The organism is Pseudarthrobacter sp. GQ63 (assembly GCF_059758765.1).
The window spans coordinates 336,585-354,700 of the sequence record NZ_JCAXEF010000002.1 but is presented as its reverse complement, the minus strand read 5'-3'; the positions used below and the strand labels follow the sequence as shown (position 1 = coordinate 354,700).

Below are 18,116 nucleotides of genomic sequence, written 5' to 3'. Positions count from 1 at the left end.
TTCCGTCCTGTGAGGCGGGGAAAGGGGAGACGAGCGTTGACTTCTGTCACCAGCGCACCGGTTCCAGCCAGGGTTGTCCTCAGCCAGGCGGACATTGACCGGGCCCTCACTCGTATCGCCCATGAGATCCTTGAAGCCAATAAGGGTTCGCAGGACCTCGTCCTGCTGGGCATCCCGCGCCGCGGATACCCGCTGGCATCGCGCCTCGCCGAAAAAATCGCCGCCGCGGACAGCAGCGTTGACGCCGCCGCCATCGTTGGCCAGCTGGATGTCACGATGTTCCGTGATGACCTCTCCCACCAGGGGACCAGGCCGCCGTACCCCACCAAGCTGCCCCGGACGGGCATCGACAACAAGGTGGTTGTCCTCATTGACGACGTCCTGTACTCCGGCCGCACCATCCGCGCCGCCCTTGACGCGCTCGTCGACCTCGGCCGTCCGCGCATCGTCCGGCTCGCTGTGCTGATCGACCGCGGCCACCGCGAACTCCCCATCCGGGCCGACCACGTGGGCAAGAACCTGCCCACATCGTCGGCAGAAAAGGTCCGGGTCCGGCTGGCTGAGACCGACACAGCCCCTGGCGGCACGCCGGTCAACGAGGTAGTTATCGAGGGCCGTTCATGAAGCACCTGCTCTCCACCGAGAACCTCAGCCTCGCCAATGCGATCCGTATCCTGGACACCGCCGAGGAGATGGCAGCGGTAGGCGACCGCGAGGTCAAGAAGCTCCCGGCGCTCCGCGGCCGCACCGTGGTGAACCTCTTCTTCGAGGACTCCACCCGCACCCGGATCTCCTTCGAAGCCGCCGCCAAGCGGCTTAGTGCGGATGTCATCAACTTCGCGGCCAAAGGCTCCTCGGTGTCCAAGGGTGAGTCCCTGAAGGACACCGCCCAGACGCTGTCCGCCATGGGAGCGGACGCCGTCGTCATCCGTCACTGGGCCTCAGGCGCACCGCACCGCCTCGCAGCCACGGACTGGATTGACGCTGCCGTGATCAACGCCGGCGACGGCACGCACGAACACCCCACCCAGGCCCTGCTGGATGCGTTCACCATGCGCAGGCACTGGGCGCGCCTGGCCGGTACCGGTTCCGAAGGTGCGGACCTCAAGGGCATGCGGGTTGCCATCGCCGGGGACGTCCTGCACTCCAGGGTGGCCCGTTCCAACGTCTGGCTGCTCCGTACGCTCGGGGCGGAAGTGACCCTGGTGGCCCCGCCCACGCTGCTGCCCATCGGCGTCGAAAAGTGGCCCTGCAAGGTCAGCTACAACATGGACGAAACGCTCGAGCAGGGCGTCGACGCCGTGATGATGCTGCGGGTCCAGGGCGAACGCATGAACGCATCCTTCTTCCCCAGTACCCGTGAGTACTCCCGGCGGTGGGGATTCGATGACAACCGCCTGAAAGCCCTGGACACGCTGGGCATGAAGGACACCATCATCATGCACCCGGGCCCCATGAACCGTGGCCTGGAGATTTCCGCGGCTGCCGCAGACTCACCCCGATCCACCGTGCTGGCCCAGGTCCGCAACGGCGTCTCGGTGCGGATGGCCGCCCTCTACCTGCTGCTTTCGGGAGACACCCGGGAACCAGCCGCCACCCCAGCCCTGGCGTACGCCGGCACCCATTCCACCAAGGAGAGCAACTGATGGCAGCCAACACCGGAACCTACCTGATCCGCGGCGCCTCGATCCTGGGCGGCGAACCGGCGGACCTGCTGATCCGCGACGGCGTCATCGCCGAAACCGGAACCGGCCTCAATACGGAAGGCAGGGCCAACGACGTCACCGTCATCGACGCTACCGGCCTGGTGGCGCTGCCCGGCATGGTGGACGTGCACACGCACCTCCGCGAGCCCGGCCGCGAGGACGCCGAAACCGTGGAGACGGGTACCCGCGCAGCGGCCCTGGGCGGCTACACCGCCGTGCATGCCATGGCCAACAGCACGCCCGTGGCAGACACTGCGGGCGTTGTGGAGCAGGTTTATACCCTCGGCCGGGCAGCCGGCTGGGTGGACGTGCGGCCGGTCGGTGCGGTCACCGTGGGCCTGGCGGGCGAGCAGCTGGCCGAGCTGGGGGCCATGGCCGATTCCCGCGCACGCGTCCGGATGTTCTCCGACGACGGCATCTGCGTCCACGATCCCGTGCTGATGCGCCGTGCGCTGGAATACGTCAAGGCGTTCGACGGCGTGGTGGCCCAGCACGCGCAGGAGCCGCGCCTTACTGCCGGCGCCCAGATGAACGAGGGCGAGGTGTCCGCTGTACTCGGCCTCGCAGGCTGGCCCGCCGTGGCGGAGGAAAGCATCATTGCCCGCGACGTCCTGCTGGCGCAGCACGTTGGTTCCCGGCTGCACGTCTGCCACGTCTCCACCGCCGGCTCCGTGGAAATCATCCGCTGGGCCAAGGAGCGGGGGATCAACGTCACGGCTGAGGTGACGCCGCACCACCTGCTGCTGACCGATGACCTGGTCCGCAGCTACGACCCCGTCTTCAAGGTCAACCCGCCGCTGCGCACCGACGCTGACGTCCAGGCGCTGCGCGCCGGCCTGGCGGACGGCACCATCGACGTCGTGGGTACCGACCACGCCCCGCACCCCAGCGAGCACAAGGAATGCGAGTGGGCGCAGGCGGCCATGGGTATGACGGGGCTGGAAACCGCCCTCTCCGTGGTCCAGCACACCATGATCGAAACCGGCCTCATGACGTGGGCGGACTTCGCCCGCGTCACCTCCACCGCTGCGGCGAAGATCGGCCGGCTGGCTGACCAGGGCCGGCCGCTGGAGGCGGGGGAGCCCGCGAACGTCATCCTGGTGGATCCGGCTGCCCGCTGGACTGTCGATCCGTTCAGCATGGCAACCATGGGCCGGAATTCGCCGTTCAAGGGAAGGGAACTGCCCGGCAGGGTGGTGGCCACCTTCTTCAAGGGGCACCCCACTGTCCTCGACGGTGAACTCAACACGCCGTACCCCTACGCCGACGCAACCGCAGGCGTCGCCTGATGGAGAAAATCCTTCCGGGACTGGCGATGCTGGCGATCATCGCCGTCGTGTTTGTCCTCCTCGCCATCGGCTGGCGCAGCAGGCTCCGCCGCCAGTCCGACGTCGGCCAGCTGCCTCCCGTGCCCGCCGAACCTGGCGAGCCGACCGCCGGTGCGGAAGGGCAGTACGTGGCCACCACCACCGCCGGCGACTGGCTGGACCGGATCGCGGTGCACGGCCTGGGGATCAGGACCACCTCAACCCTCGAGGTGTATCCGCACGGCGTCCTTTTCGACCGGTCGGGCGCTCCCGCCCTCTACATCCCGGCCGCATCACTCACCGGCGTCCGGCAGGACAGCGGCATGGCAGGTAAATTCGTGGAAAAGGACGGACTCCTGGTCCTGTCCTGGGTACACGGCAGCCACGAACTGGACTCCGGCTTCCGCACCCGCCGTGCGGCGGCCAAGGACCGGCTCTTCGAAGCACTTCAGGAATTGATTTCTTCAGCCCCGGCGGCTGACGCCAACAGTGGAAAGTAAGACAGTGACAACAAACACAGCAGTAAACGCCCCAGTTTCCGCTCCAGTGGCAGCTCCGGCTGCGCTGGTGCTCGAGGACGGCCGCATTTTCCGCGGAAGCAGCTACGGCGCCACCGGAACCGCCCTCGGAGAAGCAGTCTTCGCCACCGGCATGACCGGCTACCAGGAAACCATCACGGACCCCTCGTACGCACGCCAGCTCGTGGTCCAGACGGCACCCCACATCGGCAACACCGGTGTGAACAGCGAGGACGCCGAGTCCCGCCGCATCTGGGTCGCGGGATACATTGTCCGCGACGCTGCCCGCCGACCCTCCAACTGGCGCTCCGAGCGCTCACTGGACGACGAACTGGTGGAGCAGGGAATCGTCGGGATCCAGGGCGTGGATACCCGCGCGATCACCCGGCACCTGCGCGAGCACAAGACCATGCGCGCCGGCATCTTCTCCGGGGAGGCCGCCCAGGCCACGGACAAGGAACTGGTCGACGCCGTCCTGGCCAGCGCCCCCATGGAGGGCTCCCGGCTGGCCGAGGAAGTCAGCGTTGACGAGGTCTACGTGGTGGAGCCGAAGGACCACGGCTGGGAAGGCGACCCCCGGTTCACCATCGCGGCGATCGACCTTGGCATCAAGGCCATGACTCCGGTCCGCTTCGCCGAGCGCGGCGTTCGCGTCCACGTGCTGCCCGCCACCGCCACGCTGGAGGACGTGAAGGCCGTCAACCCCGATGGCTTCTTTATGTCCAACGGCCCCGGCGACCCCGCCACGGCAGACGCCCAGGTCAAGCTGCTCCGCTCCGTCCTGGACGAGAAGCTGCCCTACTTCGGCATCTGCTTCGGCAACCAGATCCTGGGCCGCGCACTGGGCTTCGGCACCTACAAGCTCCGCTACGGCCACCGCGGCATCAACCAGCCCGTCATGGACCGCCGCACCGGCAAGGTGGAGATCACCTCCCAGAACCATGGCTTTGCCGTGGACGCACCGCTCGACGGCGCCACGCAGGCTCCGGAGGAACGGTACGGTCGCGTGGAGGTCAGCCACGTCAGCCTGAACGACGACGTCGTGGAAGGGCTCGCCTGCCTGGACATCCCCGCTTTCTCCGTGCAGTACCACCCCGAGGCCGCGGCCGGCCCGCACGACGCCGCCTACCTGTTCGACCGCTTCATCGAGCTGATGGAGGGCACCCGGGACGGCAGGACCGCGAACCTGTCCAAGGAGCCCGTGGACGCCGCGCACCCCGCCAGCGCGGCAACGCCGAATAATTCCGACAACAAGACTGAGGACAAGAAGTAATGCCGAAACGTACAGATCTCAAGAGCGTCCTCGTCATTGGTTCCGGCCCGATCGTCATCGGCCAGGCCGCCGAGTTCGACTACTCCGGGACCCAGGCGCTGCGCGTCCTCAAAGAGGAAGGCCTGCGGGTCATCCTGGTCAACTCCAACCCGGCCACCATCATGACCGACCCCGAGTTCGCCGACGCCACCTACATCGAACCCATCACCCCCGAGGTGGTGGAGAAGATCATCGCCAAGGAACGCCCGGACGCCGTCCTGCCTACCCTGGGCGGACAGACCGCGCTGAACACCGCCATCGCCCTGGATAAGAACGGTGTGCTCGAGAAGTACAACGTGGAACTCATCGGGGCCAACATCGCCGCCATTGAGCTCGGGGAGGACCGCGAAAAGTTCAAGGGCGTGGTGGAGCGCTGCGGCGCCGAGTCCGCCCGCAGCCACATCATCCACACCATGGACGAGGCATTGAAAGCCGCCGAGGACCTCGGTTACCCCATGGTGGTCCGGCCCTCCTTCACCATGGGCGGCCTGGGCTCCGGCCTCGCGTACAACGAGGACGACCTCCGCCGCATCGTGGGCCAGGGCCTGCAGTACAGCCCCACCAGCGAGGTGCTGCTCGAAGAGAGCATCCTCGGCTGGAAGGAGTACGAACTCGAGATGATGCGGGACAAGAACGACAACGTCGTGGTGGTCTGCTCCATCGAGAACTTCGATCCCGTCGGCGTCCACACCGGCGACTCCATCACGGTGGCACCGGCCCTCACCCTCACCGACCGCGAATACCAGCGCCTGCGCGACATCTCCATCGCCGTCATCCGTGAAGTGGGCGTGGACACCGGCGGCTGCAACATCCAGTTCGCCATCGACCCCGCCACCGGCCGCGTGGTGGTCATCGAAATGAACCCCCGCGTCTCCCGTTCCTCGGCGCTGGCGTCCAAGGCCACCGGCTTTGCCATCGCCAAGATCGCCACCAAGCTCTCCCTGGGCTACACGCTGGACGAGATCCCCAACGACATCACGCAGAAGACCCCGGCGTCCTTCGAACCCACCCTGGACTACGTTGTGGTCAAGGTTCCGCGGTTCGCGTTCGAGAAGTTCCCGGCTGCGGACAACACGCTGACCACCACCATGAAGTCGGTGGGTGAGGCCATGGCCATGGGCCGCAACTTCACCGAAGCCCTGCAGAAGGCCCTGCGCTCCCTGGAGCAGAAGGGCTCGCAGCTGGACTTCAGCTCCGTCCCCGAATGGGAAGTGCCGGAGCTCATCGAGAAGGCAAAGCGCCCCACCACCCAACGCCTGCACCAGGTCCAGCGCGCACTCCTGGGCGGCGCCAGCGTGGAGGACCTCTTCGAGGCCACCAAGATCGATCCCTGGTTCCTGGACCAGCTCCAGCTGCTCAATGAGATCTCCCGCGAAATCCGCCAGGCCGGTGCGCTGACGGCTGAGATGCTGAAGCGCGCCAAGCGCCACGGCTTCTCCGATGAGCAGATCGGCGCCCTCACGCACAACCCCGAAGCCGTGGTCCGCGGCGTCCGCCAGGCCCTGGGCATCCGTCCGGTCTACAAGACCGTGGACACCTGCGCGGCGGAATTCGCCGCCTACACGCCGTACCACTACTCGGCGTACGACGAGGAAGACGAGGTTGCGCTGCACTCCAAGCCGTCCATCCTGATCCTCGGTTCCGGCCCCAACCGGATCGGCCAGGGCATCGAGTTCGACTACTCCTGCGTCCACGCCTCCATGGCGCTGCGCAAGGCCGGGTACGAGACGGTGATGGTCAACTGCAACCCGGAGACCGTCTCCACCGACTACGACATCTCCACCCGCCTCTACTTCGAGCCCCTGACGCTCGAGGACGTGCTGGAGGTCATCGCGGCGGAGGAACGCACCGGCGGCGTGATGGGCGTCTTCGTCCAGCTCGGCGGCCAGACCCCGCTGAAGCTGGCCCAGCAGCTGGCGGATGCCGGTGTCCCCATCCTCGGAACGTCCCCGGAGGCCATCGACCTCGCCGAGCACCGCGGCGCGTTCTCCCGCGTCCTGGACAAGGCGGGCCTGATCTCCCCGAAGAACGGCACCGCCGTGTCCTTCGAGGACGCCAAGAAGATTGCCGACGAAATCGGCTATCCGGTCCTGGTCCGCCCGTCCTACGTGCTGGGCGGCCGCGGCATGGAGATCGTCTACGACGAGCCCAACCTGTCCCGCTACATCGCCAACGCCACGGAGATCACCCCGGACCACCCGGTGCTGATCGACCGCTTCCTGGAGGACGCCGTCGAAATCGACGTGGACGCCCTCTTCGACGGCACCGACATGTACCTGGGCGGCATCATGGAGCACATCGAGGAAGCCGGCATCCACTCCGGCGACTCCGCCTGCGTCCTGCCGCCCATCACCCTGGGCACCAACGTGCTGGAGCGGGTACGGACGGCGACGCGCGCCATTGCCGAAGGCGTGGGCGTCCGCGGTCTTATCAACATCCAGTTCGCCCTGGCCTCCGACGTCCTGTACGTCCTGGAGGCAAACCCCCGCGCGTCCCGCACCGTGCCGTTCGTCTCCAAGGCGACCGGTGTGCAGATGGCCAAAGCGGCTGCCCTGATCGGCACCGGCGTGACCATCGGACAGCTCCGCAGCGCCTACAAGATGCTGCCCGAGGTGGGCGACGGGTCCACGCTTCCGCTGGATGCCCCGGTGTCCGTCAAGGAGGCCGTCCTGCCGTTCAGCCGCTTCCGCACCCTGGAGGGCAAGGTGGTTGACTCCCTGCTCGGCCCGGAAATGCGCTCCACCGGCGAGGTCATGGGAATCGACAAGCACTTCGACACCGCGTTCGCCAAGAGCCAGGCAGCCGCCAACAACGCGCTGCCCACCGAGGGCAAGATCTTTGTCTCCGTGGCCAACCGCGACAAGCGCTCCGTGATCATGGGCGTCAAGAGGCTCTCCGACCTGGGCTTCGAAATCGTGTCCACCGGCGGCACCGCGGACGTCCTGCGCCGCAACGGCATCCAGGCCACCCCTGTCCGCAAGGTGGCAGAAGGCAGCAGCGCCGAGGGCGAAGGCACCATCGCAGACCTCGTCATCGCCGGCGAGATCGACATGGTCTTCAACACCCCGTCCGGCGGGGAGGCCCGCAGCGACGGCTACGAACTGCGGGCAGCGGCCACCTCCATCGGCATTCCCTGCATCACCACGGTGGCCGAGTTCAACGCCGCCGTGCAGGCCATCGAGGCGATGCGGACCTACGAATGGTCCGTCACCAGCCTGCAGGAGCACGCCGCATCCCTGGCTGAATCCCAGAAGGCGGCCCTGCAGCATGCCTGAGCAGGCAGTGCCGTCCGCTGAAGCACCCGGCCGGGAGTCTTTCGGCTCCCGGCTGGGGGCCGCCATGGCTGCCCGCGGCCCCCTGTGCGTGGGCATCGACCCGCACCCTGCCTTGCTGAGGAACTGGGGGCTGGACGACGACGCCGCCGGGCTGAGGCGCTTTTCGCTGACAGTTTTGGAGGCCGTGGGTTCCCTCGCTGCCGCCATCAAGCCCCAGGTGGCGCTGTACGAACGCCATGGCTCCGCCGGGATGGCTGTCCTTGAAGAGCTTCTTGCCGAAGCCCGCGACGAGAAGGTCCTCACCATCGCCGACGCCAAGCGCGGTGACATCGGCTCCACCATGGCGGCCTATGCCGACGCCTGGCTCCGGGACGATTCCCCCCTCGCGGCGGACTCGGTAACGCTTAGCCCCTACCTTGGCTTCGAGTCACTGCGCCCCGCGCTGGACCTGGCAGCCCGGACCGGCCGTGGCGTCTTCGTCCTCGCGCTCACGTCCAACCCCGAGGGCGCTTCCGTCCAGCACGTCGGGGGAGCGGATTCCGTGGCCCGCAGGATCACGCAGTCGGCTGCGGCGGAGAACCGCCGCTACCAGGGGAGCCTCGGCTCCGTAGGCCTGGTTGTGGGTGCAACCGTGGGGTCGGCCCTGTCCGAACTGGACCTTGACCTGGCCGATGTGCGCGGACCGCTCCTGGCCCCGGGCCTTGGAGCGCAGGGGGCCACGCCTGCAGACCTCCGCGCCACGTTCGGCGCCGCCTACCCGCAGGTCCTCGGCACCTCGAGCAGGGACATCCTGTCCGCCGGGCCGGAGCAGGGCGGCCTGCGGGACGCGGCGCAACGGACCCTGGACGGACTCCGCGGCGAATAGTGGTCCGTTTCAGCGGATGCATTGATTCGGGCAGCACCAAAGGGTAGTTTCAGGACAGGTCCAAGGGCGGTCGCCCCTGGACCCGTCCACCGAATCCGGGGGTGTGCACCATGGTCCTGCGGCCGTTATCCGCATCGGAACGGGCTGAGGCCCTGAACAAGGCAGCAGCAGCCAGGGCCACCCGTGCGGCGGCCAAGGAAAGCCTCAAGAACGGCGAGAGGTCTGCCGCGGACATCATCAGCTCCGCGCTGCAGGACGAGGCCCTGGCACGCATGAGGGTCTCCGAACTCCTTGAGGCCCTTCCCGGCATCGGCAAGGTGCGGGCCGCGGCCATCATGGACCAGCTGGGGATAGCGGCGTCCCGCAGGGTCCGCGGCCTGGGCATCCACCAGCGCCGCGCGCTGGTAGATTTTATAGACGAGAGTTAGGGCGGGCCGAAGCCCGCCCACCCCAAACCCCGGCAAAGGAATACGTGAGCAAGAAACCTGGACTGACAGTCCTCGCTGGTCCGACGGCTGTTGGCAAAGGCACCGTGTCCACTTACATCCGCGACAACTATCCCGAGGTGTGGCTGTCCGTGTCCGCCACCACCCGCGCGCCCCGCCCCGGCGAACAGGACGGCGTCCACTACTTCTTCAAGTCCAAGGAGGAGTTCGAGCAGCTTGTCGCTGACGGCGAGCTCCTGGAATGGGCCGTAGTCCATGGGCAGAACACGTACGGGACCCTGAAAAGCACCGTGGACCAGGCCATCGCCGAGGGCCGGTCCGTGCTCCTGGAAATCGACCTGCAGGGTGCCCGGCAGGTGAAAGCCGCCGTTCCGGATGCGCAGTTTGTCTTCCTGGCCCCGCCCAGCTGGGACGAAATGGTCCGCCGGCTGGTGGGCCGCGGCACGGAAACCCCGGAGGAACAGCAGCGCCGGCTGGAAACCGCTAAACTGGAACTTGCTGCTGAACCGGAGTTCGACTACACCGTCATCAATGACGACGTTCGCCGGGCAGCGGACGAGCTTGTTTCACTCATGGGGCTGACCCCGCACCCGCATGGAGCGCCGGAACCGTCAGCCCGCTAGAACTTTGGAGAATTCGTGTCCACGAACCTTGAAGGCATCATCAACCCGCCGATCGATTCGCTGCTCGAGGCAGCCGATTCCAAGTACGGCCTAGTGATTTTCGGTGCCAAGCGTGCTCGTCAGATCAACGCTTACTACGCCCAGCTGCACGAGGGCCTTTTCGAATACGTCGGCCCGCTGGTTGACACCAAGCTGAACGAGAAGTCGCTGTCGATCGCCCTGCGCGAGATCAACGAAGGCAAGCTGGTTTCCACGCCGATCGAAGCTGCAGAGTAAAACTGCCGCCGAACTGACTTGCTGTTGACGGAGGTCACGTGCGCATAGTCCTCGGAGTCGGGGGAGGGATTGCCGCCTACAAGGTGGCATCGCTCCTCCGGCTTTTTACTGAAGCCGGCCACAACGTCACGGTGGTCCCCACCGAGGCGTCCACCCGGTTCGTTGGCACTGCCACGTGGGAGGCGCTGTCCGGAAATCCGGTCAGCAACAGCGTCTTCGATGACGTCCACCAGGTCAACCACGTCCGGCTGGGCCACGAGGCTGACCTGATCGTCATCGCCCCGGCCACCGCTGACCTCCTGGCCAAGGCAGCCACCGGACAGGCCGGGGACCTGCTGACGAATACCCTGCTGATGGCCCGCGGCCCTGTCCTGTTCGCCCCCGCCATGCACACTGAAATGTGGCAGCACGCGGCAACCCGGGCCAACGTCGAAACCCTGCGCAGCCGTGGTGCGGCCGTCCTCGAACCCGCCAGCGGCAGGCTTACGGGCGCCGATTTCGGGCCGGGCAGGCTCCCCGAACCGGAAGCCATCTTTGACGCCGCCATGGCCCTGGTGCGGGGGCAGTCGGATTTCCAGCTGCCGCTGGCCGGACGCACCGTCACCATCAGCGCCGGCGGAACCCGCGAACCCCTGGATCCGGTCCGCTTCCTGGGCAACAGGTCCTCCGGGAAGCAGGGAGTCGCCTTGGCAGTCGCAGCCCGGAACGCCGGCGCGACCGTCCGCCTGCTGGCAGCCCACATGGACGTTCCCCCGCCGGCCGGCGTCGAGGTTGTGCCGGTGGAAACGGCCCTGCAGCTGCGGGAAGCTGCCCTTGCGGCGGCGGCTGACTCCGACGTCGTCATCATGTCTGCGGCGGTGGCCGATTTCCGTCCCGCGGCCGTCTCCGACACCAAGATCAAGAAGCGCGACGACCGGGACGATCCCGTCATCACGCTGGTCCGCAACCCGGACATCCTGCACGAACTTGTGGAACTCCGGAACAGCGCTGCCCCGGGCAGGCGGCAGCAGCTGATTGTCGGATTCGCGGCCGAGACCGGGGACAACGACGGTGACGTCCTGGCGCATGCCCGGGCGAAGTTGCAGCGCAAGGGCTGCGACCTCCTGGTGGTCAACCACGTGGGAACGGACAAGGTCTTCGGGCAGGACACCAATTCGGTGGTCATCCTGGCCCGCTCCGGCTCCGAACCACAGGAGGCGTCCGGGACCAAAACGGACGTCTCGGCAGCCATCATCAGCCGGATCTCCGGCGAACTGAATTCCGTTTCGCCCCGCGCCTGAGTGTTTCAGGCCACGTCTGCTTAGCACGAAGACATCTCCTGATGTCTCCTGGCGGGTGTCCGTATTCCAACCAGTAAGGTAGTTGAGTGACTTTACCGCTGCACCTTCCCCACACGTCCGGGGCCACGCCCAACGCGCTTCGGCTCTTCACTTCCGAGTCGGTTACCGAGGGCCATCCGGACAAGATCTGCGACCAGATCAGTGACGCCATCCTGGATGCGCTGCTGGCTGCGGACCCGGAATCGCGGGTAGCGGTGGAAACCATGGCCACCACAGGCCTGGTCCACGTTGCAGGCGAGGTCACCACTGATGCCTACGTCGAGATCCCCCAGATCGTGCGCGAGACCATCCTGGGCATCGGCTACGATTCCTCGGCCAACGGTTTCGATGGCGCCCGCTGTGGCGTGTCCGTGTCCATCGGCCAGCAGTCCAACGACATCGCCGGCGGCGTGTTCAACTCGCTGGAAGCCCGCGAAGGGCGGCAGGAGGACGACTACGATCTCCAGGGCGCCGGCGACCAGGGCCTGATGTTCGGCTACGCCAGCGACGAAACTCCCTCCTACATGCCGGTGCCCATCTGGCTGGCGCACCGGCTGTCCGAGCGGCTCACCGAAGTCCGCAAATCGGGCGAACTGGCCTACCTCCGCCCCGACGGCAAGACCCAGGTGACGGTCGGCTACGACAAGGATGTCCCGGTCTCCGTGGAAACCGTGGTCATCAGCAGCCAGCACGCCGAAGGCGCAAGCCTGGACCAGCTCCGCGCGGACCTCGCTGCCGTCGTCATCAAGCCGGTGCTTGCAGGGGCCAACCTCGACCTCTCCCGCGTGCGCAACATCCTCAACCCCGCCGGCGAGTTCGTCATCGGCGGTCCCGTGGGCGACGCAGGCCTGACCGGTCGCAAGATCATCGTTGACACCTACGGCGGCATGGCCCGGCACGGCGGCGGGGCCTTCTCGGGCAAGGACCCGTCCAAGGTGGACCGCTCCGCCGCGTACGCCATGCGCTGGGTTGCCAAGAATGTGGTGGCCGCAGGGCTGGCCAAGCGCGCAGAAATCCAGATCGCCTACGCCATCGGCCAGGCCCGTCCGGTGGGCACCTACGTGGAAACATTCGGCACGGAGACGGTTGATCCTGCCCGCATCAGCGCCGCCATCGCGGAGATTTTCGACCTGCGCCCCCGCGCCATCATCGACGCACTGGACCTGAAACGGCCCATCTACGCCAAGACCGCCGCCCACGGCCACTTTGGCCGCGATGAGCCGGACTTCACCTGGGAGCGCCTGGACCGCGTAGATGACCTGAAGGCGTTCTTCAACGCCTAGGCCCGGGGCTGCAGGCCCGCTTCCGGCCTGAACCTTTGCCTGTGTCTTTGCCTGTATTGTGCCTCCGGCAACATGTCAGTGCCCTGTGATTGGCTGAACTTGTCCATCCGGGAGCCGAAGGGAGGTTACTGCCATCGCTGCTGACAGGCCTGTCCAGGCGTCCCTGGACCTCCCCGATGCCGTGCAGCCGTCCCTGCTGCAGGGCTTTCCGGCCACCGCACGGCCCGCCGGGCCGCAGCTGGCCAGGCACCTGCCCGTGGCCAGGGTGCTGGTGGAATCCTCCCTGCCGCACCTGGACCGGCTCTTCGATTACGGGGTTCCGGACACCCTCGACCATGCCGCCAGGCCGGGCGTCAGGGTCAAGGTCAAGTTCAACGGCCAGGACCTCAACGGGTTTCTGATGGAACGCGTGGCGGAATCCGACGCCGGACACACCCTGGTGCCGTTGGCGAAGGTTGTGTCCCCGGTGTCCGTGCTGACGCCTGCCGTCCGGGAGCTGGTTTCCTCCGTCGCCGCACGCTACGCCGGGGCGGTCAGCGATGTCCTCCGCGTCGCCGTTCCGCCCAGGGTGGCCAGGCTGGAAAAGGAGTTGGCGTCAGCGGAGCCGGAGGGGCAGGCAGTCCCGGACCAGGCAGAACCGCACGAGGCCACGGCCCTGCAGGCGCTCCCCGCGCAGGGCGCCCTGCCGGGTGCCTGGGCCGCGTACCATAACGGCCAAGCCTTCCTGCATCACTTGGCCGGTGGCGGTTCGCCCAGGGCCGTGCTGAACCCGCTGCAGGGATTTGGTCCGGGTGGATGGCCCCAGTTGCTGGCGGAAGCCGTGGCTGCTGCGTACGCTTCAGGGCGCGGCGCGGTGGTGGTGGTGCCCGATTACCGCGACCTTGACCGCCTTGAAGAGGCGCTCCACGGCCTGCTGCCCGAAGACGCAGTTGCCCGGCTGACTGCAGATGACGGTCCCACCCCGCGCTACCGGAATTTCCTCCGGCTCCTGGCGGGGACTGCCCGGGTTGCCATCGGCACCAGGTCGGCAGCTTTTGCCCCGGTCCGGGACCTGGGCCTGGTGGCCTGCTGGGACGACGGCGACGACCTCCACATCGAGCAACGCGCCCCTTACGCGCACGCGCGCGAGGTGCTGCTCCTGCGGGCCGAACAGGAGGATGCCGCCTGCCTCCTTGCAGGCCACTCCCGCAGCACGGAAGCCCAGCGGCTGGTAGGGGCGGGGTGGGCACGTGCGGTAGAAGCCGGCCGCCGTGACGTCCGGAGGACTGTTCCCCGCATCGTCAATACTGCTGACAGCTTTGAGCAGGAGCGGGATCCGCTGGCCAGGATTGCCCGCCTGCCCGGCGCCGCGTGGCGGGCCGCCAAGGAAGGCCTGGAGCGCGGACCGGTCCTGGTCCAGGTGGCCCGCGCCGGTTACGCGCCGTCGCTGGCCTGTGAGATGTGCCGCGAGCCGGCGCGCTGCGGCAGTTGCCAGGGACCGCTGGCCGTGGCAGGCGCCAGCGGCACGTCCGCCATGCCCCAATGCCGCTGGTGCTCCACCCCGGCGCCGGACTGGCACTGCGTGCACTGCGGCGGCAGGCGCCTGCGCAAGGGTGCTACCGGAGTCATCAGGACAGCCGAGGAACTCGGCCGCGCCTTTCCCGGGAAGACCGTCGTTACTTCCTCGGGAGACCAGGTAAAGGCTGCGGTGGGTCCGGGCAAGGCGCTGGTGGTGGCCACGGTGGGTGCCGAACCGGTGGCCGACGGGGGATACGCAGCTGCACTGCTCCTGGACGGTGATTCACTCCTGCGTCGGGAGACCCTGCGCGCCGGCGAGGATACCGTGCGGCGGTGGTTCAACGCGGCCGCGCTGGTGCGTCCAGCCGCGGACGGCGGCCTGGTGGTGGTCACGGCCGCGGATACGGCTGCCGTGGGTGCACTGCTCCGCTGGGATCCCGCCGGTTATGCGGAGCGGGAACTTTCCCTGCGGATGGAACTGCAGCTTCCGCCCGCGGTCCGCATCGCCTCCGTCACCGGGCCTCGCGCCGCCGTCGAACATTACACCGGTGCCGTGGCAGCGGAACTTGCCTCCGGGGGGATCACGTTGCGGGCCGCCGGACCCGCACCCGTGGTGCTCAGCGGTCCGCCGTCGCCCCGCCGTTCAGCGGAGGATGTGCGCACCCTGCTCTTCTTCCCCTATGGACAGGCTGCGGCCGTCACCCGCGTCCTGAGGGTCACCAGGGCCGCGGTCGCCGCGAAACGCTCCAGCGAACCCTTCCAGCTCCGGCTGGACGGCGTCGACGTCCTTTAGGGCGGTCCCCTAGCGCCGGCGCCGGACCATGATCTCGTGTGCCACATCCACCAGCTGGCGGGCCGACTCGTCCCAGGTGAACTCCCGTGCACGCGCAACGCAGCGCCGCGACAATTCCTCCCAGTGCCCATTGTCCTGGAGTGTGTGCACGGCATGGGCAAACTGTTCGGGGGACTCCGGGTCAACGTAGAGGGCGGCGTCCCCGCCGACTTCCCGGAAGATGGGGATGTCGCTGGCAATAACCGGGGTGCCGAGCGCCATGGCCTCCACCAGGGGAAGACCGTAGCCTTCAGCCCGGGACAGGCTGACCAGCGCCGCAGCCGAGCGCAGGAACGCGTGATACTCCTCGTCCGTGACGCCGTTGTGGAACACCACGTGCGCTCCTGGAGGAACCAGTCGTTCCAGTTCCGCGCGGCGTTGGGGTGTGATGCGGCTGAGCAGGTGGAGCGTGTAGCCGGGCAGGCCCGTCATACCCGACACCATGGTTTCCACGTTTTTGTACGGCATGAAAGAGCCCATGTACACGAGCGCGCGGTCTGCACCGGCGTCAGCGGGCCGGGGCCCATGCTCCTGCTCCGGCTGGGGGGCGTTGCTGATGATCCGTACGGGACGGCGGGTCAATCGGTACTTTGCGATCAGCGCTTCAGTGGTGCGGCTGATGGTGGCTACGGTGTCGGCCCGGTTGAGGAGCAGGCGCTGGGGCCAAAAAGCCTTGTGGTAGAGCCGCCACAAGAGCCGTACCGGTGCGGGCAGGAATCCCGGCGGGGCGGGGTGTTCGTAGTAGATGAGGTCGTGGAGCGTCAGGACCAGGCCGTACTTGCGGCCCCAGGTGCCCATGGTCTGCATCGGGCACACCACCACGTCAGCGCCCAGCCTGTTAATGGTGCGCGCCACAAACAGTTCCCTCGGCGACAACGGGCTGCTGATCAGCGTGTAGGGGACATCCGGGAGCAGGGGGAGCTGCCGGACGTCCGAGACAAGCATCGAAACGTCCGCGATCTTCGCGGTGGCTGCGATCAGGCTTGCCCCGTAGCGGCTGATGCCGTCGTGGTGGTCGGTCCGGGTAAAACGTGCGTCGATGACAATCTTCACGCGGGGTGGTCCTTCAGGAAGCTGCGGATGAACGAGGCTGCCGGTTCGGGGGTTTCGTAATGGATCAGGTGTCCGACGCCGGGAATCACCTTGAGTTCGCCGTCCGGCAGCAGCGCAGCCAGCCGGCGCTGGTCGGGGAGCACGGCGATCTCGTCCTTTTCACCGGCGATCAGCAGTACCGGAAGGGTGAGCCTGCCGGCCACCTCGGCCACGTGGCTGCTGACCGACGCGGTAAAGGACTCAAGGAGGCTGTCACGGCTGGCGAAAGCGCTGAAGTAGGCATTGTGCTGGTCGTGGATGAAACGGCGCAGGTCCCTGTCGGCCGTCTTGGCCATGGTTTCACTCATGACCCTGACAATCAGCGGGCTCCGCAGCAAAGCCAGTCCCAGCTGCCGGGGAAGGCGCGCGGCAAGCCGGTAGTAGAGGACCGCGAGCCGGGTCATCACACCCTTCGGACCCTCGAGGGCCGGTGCGGCGATCGGGTTGATGAGGATCAGTGGGTTGACGGCTCCCGGATGGCCGGCCACGAAGTGCGCGGCAATGATGGAGCCGAAGGAATGGCCCAGCAGGACCGTTTCCGGGCCCAGGCCGAGGGCTGCCATGAATCCGGTGATGAACGAGCCGTACCGCTCCACCGAATGCCGGCCGGACGTGAACGCTTCCGAATTACCGAATCCGGGCAGGTCCGGCATGATGATGCGCATGTCGGGAAGCTGGTCCGCCACGCGCAGGAGTCCGTGATGGTCTCCGCGGAAGCCATGGATTACCAGGATGGTCCGCGTTTCCGGGCCGGCATGAAGCGGTTCGTAGGTCCAGAAGGCCACCTTGCCGCCGTCGATCTCCACCGACGAGGACGACGTGCGGGCCGCAAGTCCGTGGCTGAAGTAGGCGGGCGAGGCAGGCCCGGGGTGTGCTGTGGTCATTTGTGCGGCCTTAGTTGACGTGGTCGGGGTGCGAGCCGGTGCGGTGCCCCCGGTCGAGCCCTGCCAGCGCAGTCATGTCCCGGTCCGAGAGCTCGAAGTCGAAGACGTTGAGGTTTTCCCGGATGCGCGACTCCGTGCTGGCCTTGGGGATGGCGATGTTGCCCAGTTGCATGTGCCAGCGCAGGATCACCTGGGCAGGGGTCTTGCCGTGTTCAGCGGCGCAGGCGTGGACCACGGGATCTGCGAGGACCTGGCCGCGGCCCAGGGGGCTCCAGGCCTCCGTCCTGATGCCCAGCCCGTCATGCAGCGTGCGCAGTTCCGCCTGCTGCAGCCACGGGTGCAGCTCGATCTGGTTGACGGCGGGAACCACCTCTGCCGTTTGGAGCAGCCGGTCAAGATGTGAGGGCTGGAAGTTGCTGACGCCGATGGCCCGGACTTTCCCTTCCCGGTACAGGGTCTCCAAGGCCCGGTACGTATCGGGAAAAAGCCCGCGCCTGGCGCAGGGCCAGTGGATGAGGTACATGTCCACGTAATCGAGGCCAAGGTTGACCATGGAGTCGTCAAAGGCCCGCAGCGTGGAGTCGTAGCCGTGATGGTCGTTCCACACCTTGGTGGTGACGAACACGTCCTCCCTGGACAAGGCCGGGAAAAGTTCACCCGACCCGCCGCTGACGGCATCCCCGCCCAGCTGGGAACTGATCCCGCGGGCCACGCCGGTTTCGTTGCCGTACATGGCGGCGGTGTCGAAATGGCGGTAGCCGGCGGCGAGCGCGGTGGCAACGAGCCCTTCTGCGTCACCGGCCGGGACCTTGTACAGTCCAAAACCGAGTTGGTGGATCAGCACGCCGTTGTTCAGGCTGAGCCGCGGTGAGGTTCTCATA

General features: G+C 67.2%; 16 protein-coding genes. 13 read left to right on the top strand and 3 right to left on the bottom strand.

Annotated features, from left to right (window positions below; genetic code table 11):
• Nucleotides 1-36 precede the first annotated feature (36 nt).
• The 13 genes from pyrR (at nucleotide 37) to AC6CHP_RS06030 (ending at nucleotide 15,220) form a co-directional block, all read left to right on the top strand.
• Complete coding sequence (gene pyrR, locus AC6CHP_RS06090; protein WP_498228576.1) at nucleotides 37-624, top strand: bifunctional pyr operon transcriptional regulator/uracil phosphoribosyltransferase PyrR; 588 nt, start codon at nucleotides 37-39, stop codon at nucleotides 622-624.
• Nucleotides 621-1,646 (top strand): aspartate carbamoyltransferase catalytic subunit, encoded by a 1,026-nt coding sequence (locus tag AC6CHP_RS06085; protein WP_188729561.1) that lies wholly within the window; start codon nucleotides 621-623, stop codon nucleotides 1,644-1,646. The genes pyrR and AC6CHP_RS06085 overlap by 4 nt, the downstream gene beginning before the upstream one ends.
• Nucleotides 1,646-2,995, top strand: coding sequence for a dihydroorotase (locus AC6CHP_RS06080; RefSeq protein ID WP_427116999.1), 1,350 nt, complete (start codon nucleotides 1,646-1,648; stop codon nucleotides 2,993-2,995). Before AC6CHP_RS06085 ends, AC6CHP_RS06080 begins: the two co-directional genes overlap by 1 nt.
• The gene (locus tag AC6CHP_RS06075) at nucleotides 2,995-3,513 is read left to right on the top strand and encodes a PH-like domain-containing protein (protein ID WP_498228573.1); all 519 of its coding nucleotides are present in this window, start codon (nucleotides 2,995-2,997) and stop codon (nucleotides 3,511-3,513) included. The genes AC6CHP_RS06080 and AC6CHP_RS06075 overlap by 1 nt, the downstream gene beginning before the upstream one ends.
• A gap of 4 nt (nucleotides 3,514-3,517) precedes the next feature.
• Nucleotides 3,518-4,804 carry a glutamine-hydrolyzing carbamoyl-phosphate synthase small subunit gene (gene carA, locus AC6CHP_RS06070; RefSeq protein ID WP_498228572.1) on the top strand — a complete coding sequence of 429 codons (1,287 nt, stop codon included), beginning with the start codon at nucleotides 3,518-3,520 and terminating at the stop codon, nucleotides 4,802-4,804.
• Nucleotides 4,804-8,118 carry a carbamoyl-phosphate synthase large subunit gene (carB, locus tag AC6CHP_RS06065; RefSeq protein ID WP_427117001.1) on the top strand — a complete coding sequence of 1,105 codons (3,315 nt, stop codon included), beginning with the start codon at nucleotides 4,804-4,806 and terminating at the stop codon, nucleotides 8,116-8,118. The genes carA and carB overlap by 1 nt, the downstream gene beginning before the upstream one ends.
• Nucleotides 8,111-8,983 carry an orotidine-5'-phosphate decarboxylase gene (gene pyrF, locus AC6CHP_RS06060; protein WP_498228570.1) on the top strand — a complete coding sequence of 291 codons (873 nt, stop codon included), beginning with the start codon at nucleotides 8,111-8,113 and terminating at the stop codon, nucleotides 8,981-8,983. Before carB ends, pyrF begins: the two co-directional genes overlap by 8 nt.
• Before the next feature lie 110 nt (nucleotides 8,984-9,093).
• Nucleotides 9,094-9,411 (top strand): integration host factor, actinobacterial type, encoded by a 318-nt coding sequence (mihF, locus tag AC6CHP_RS06055; RefSeq protein ID WP_174174766.1) that lies wholly within the window; start codon nucleotides 9,094-9,096, stop codon nucleotides 9,409-9,411.
• A 44-nt stretch (nucleotides 9,412-9,455) separates the two neighbouring features.
• Nucleotides 9,456-10,052 (top strand): guanylate kinase, encoded by a 597-nt coding sequence (gene gmk, locus AC6CHP_RS06050; protein WP_104185918.1) that lies wholly within the window; start codon nucleotides 9,456-9,458, stop codon nucleotides 10,050-10,052.
• A gap of 15 nt (nucleotides 10,053-10,067) precedes the next feature.
• Complete coding sequence (gene rpoZ / locus AC6CHP_RS06045) at nucleotides 10,068-10,328, top strand: DNA-directed RNA polymerase subunit omega (RefSeq protein ID WP_003800778.1); 261 nt, start codon at nucleotides 10,068-10,070, stop codon at nucleotides 10,326-10,328.
• Nucleotides 10,329-10,366: 38 nt separating this feature from the next.
• Nucleotides 10,367-11,608, top strand: coding sequence for a bifunctional phosphopantothenoylcysteine decarboxylase/phosphopantothenate--cysteine ligase CoaBC (coaBC, locus tag AC6CHP_RS06040; RefSeq protein WP_498228568.1), 1,242 nt, complete (start codon nucleotides 10,367-10,369; stop codon nucleotides 11,606-11,608).
• An 86-nt stretch (nucleotides 11,609-11,694) separates the two neighbouring features.
• Nucleotides 11,695-12,930, top strand: a complete 1,236-nt coding sequence (metK, locus tag AC6CHP_RS06035) for a methionine adenosyltransferase (protein ID WP_498228566.1) — start codon at nucleotides 11,695-11,697, stop codon at nucleotides 12,928-12,930.
• Nucleotides 12,931-13,111: 181 nt separating this feature from the next.
• A complete protein-coding gene (locus AC6CHP_RS06030) occupies nucleotides 13,112-15,220 on the top strand; it encodes a primosomal protein N' (protein WP_498228564.1) in 2,109 nt (702 codons plus the stop codon).
• Between the two features lie 9 nt (nucleotides 15,221-15,229).
• Here the strand turns inward: AC6CHP_RS06030 and AC6CHP_RS06025 are convergent, their stop codons facing one another.
• Genes AC6CHP_RS06025 through AC6CHP_RS06015 form a run of 3 tightly spaced genes read right to left on the bottom strand, consistent with a single transcriptional unit; the run spans nucleotide 15,230 to nucleotide 18,115 of the window.
• Complete coding sequence (locus tag AC6CHP_RS06025) at nucleotides 15,230-16,312, bottom strand: glycosyltransferase family 4 protein (RefSeq protein WP_498228563.1); 1,083 nt, start codon at nucleotides 16,310-16,312, stop codon at nucleotides 15,230-15,232.
• On the bottom strand, nucleotides 16,309-17,235 hold the full coding sequence (locus AC6CHP_RS06020) for an alpha/beta fold hydrolase (protein ID WP_427117010.1): 927 nt from the start codon (nucleotides 17,233-17,235) through the stop codon (nucleotides 16,309-16,311). The genes AC6CHP_RS06025 and AC6CHP_RS06020 overlap by 4 nt, the downstream gene beginning before the upstream one ends.
• Nucleotides 17,236-17,245: 10 nt before the next feature.
• Nucleotides 17,246-18,115, bottom strand: a complete 870-nt coding sequence (locus tag AC6CHP_RS06015) for an aldo/keto reductase (RefSeq protein WP_188729581.1) — start codon at nucleotides 18,113-18,115, stop codon at nucleotides 17,246-17,248.
• Nucleotide 18,116: the final 1 nt, after the last annotated feature.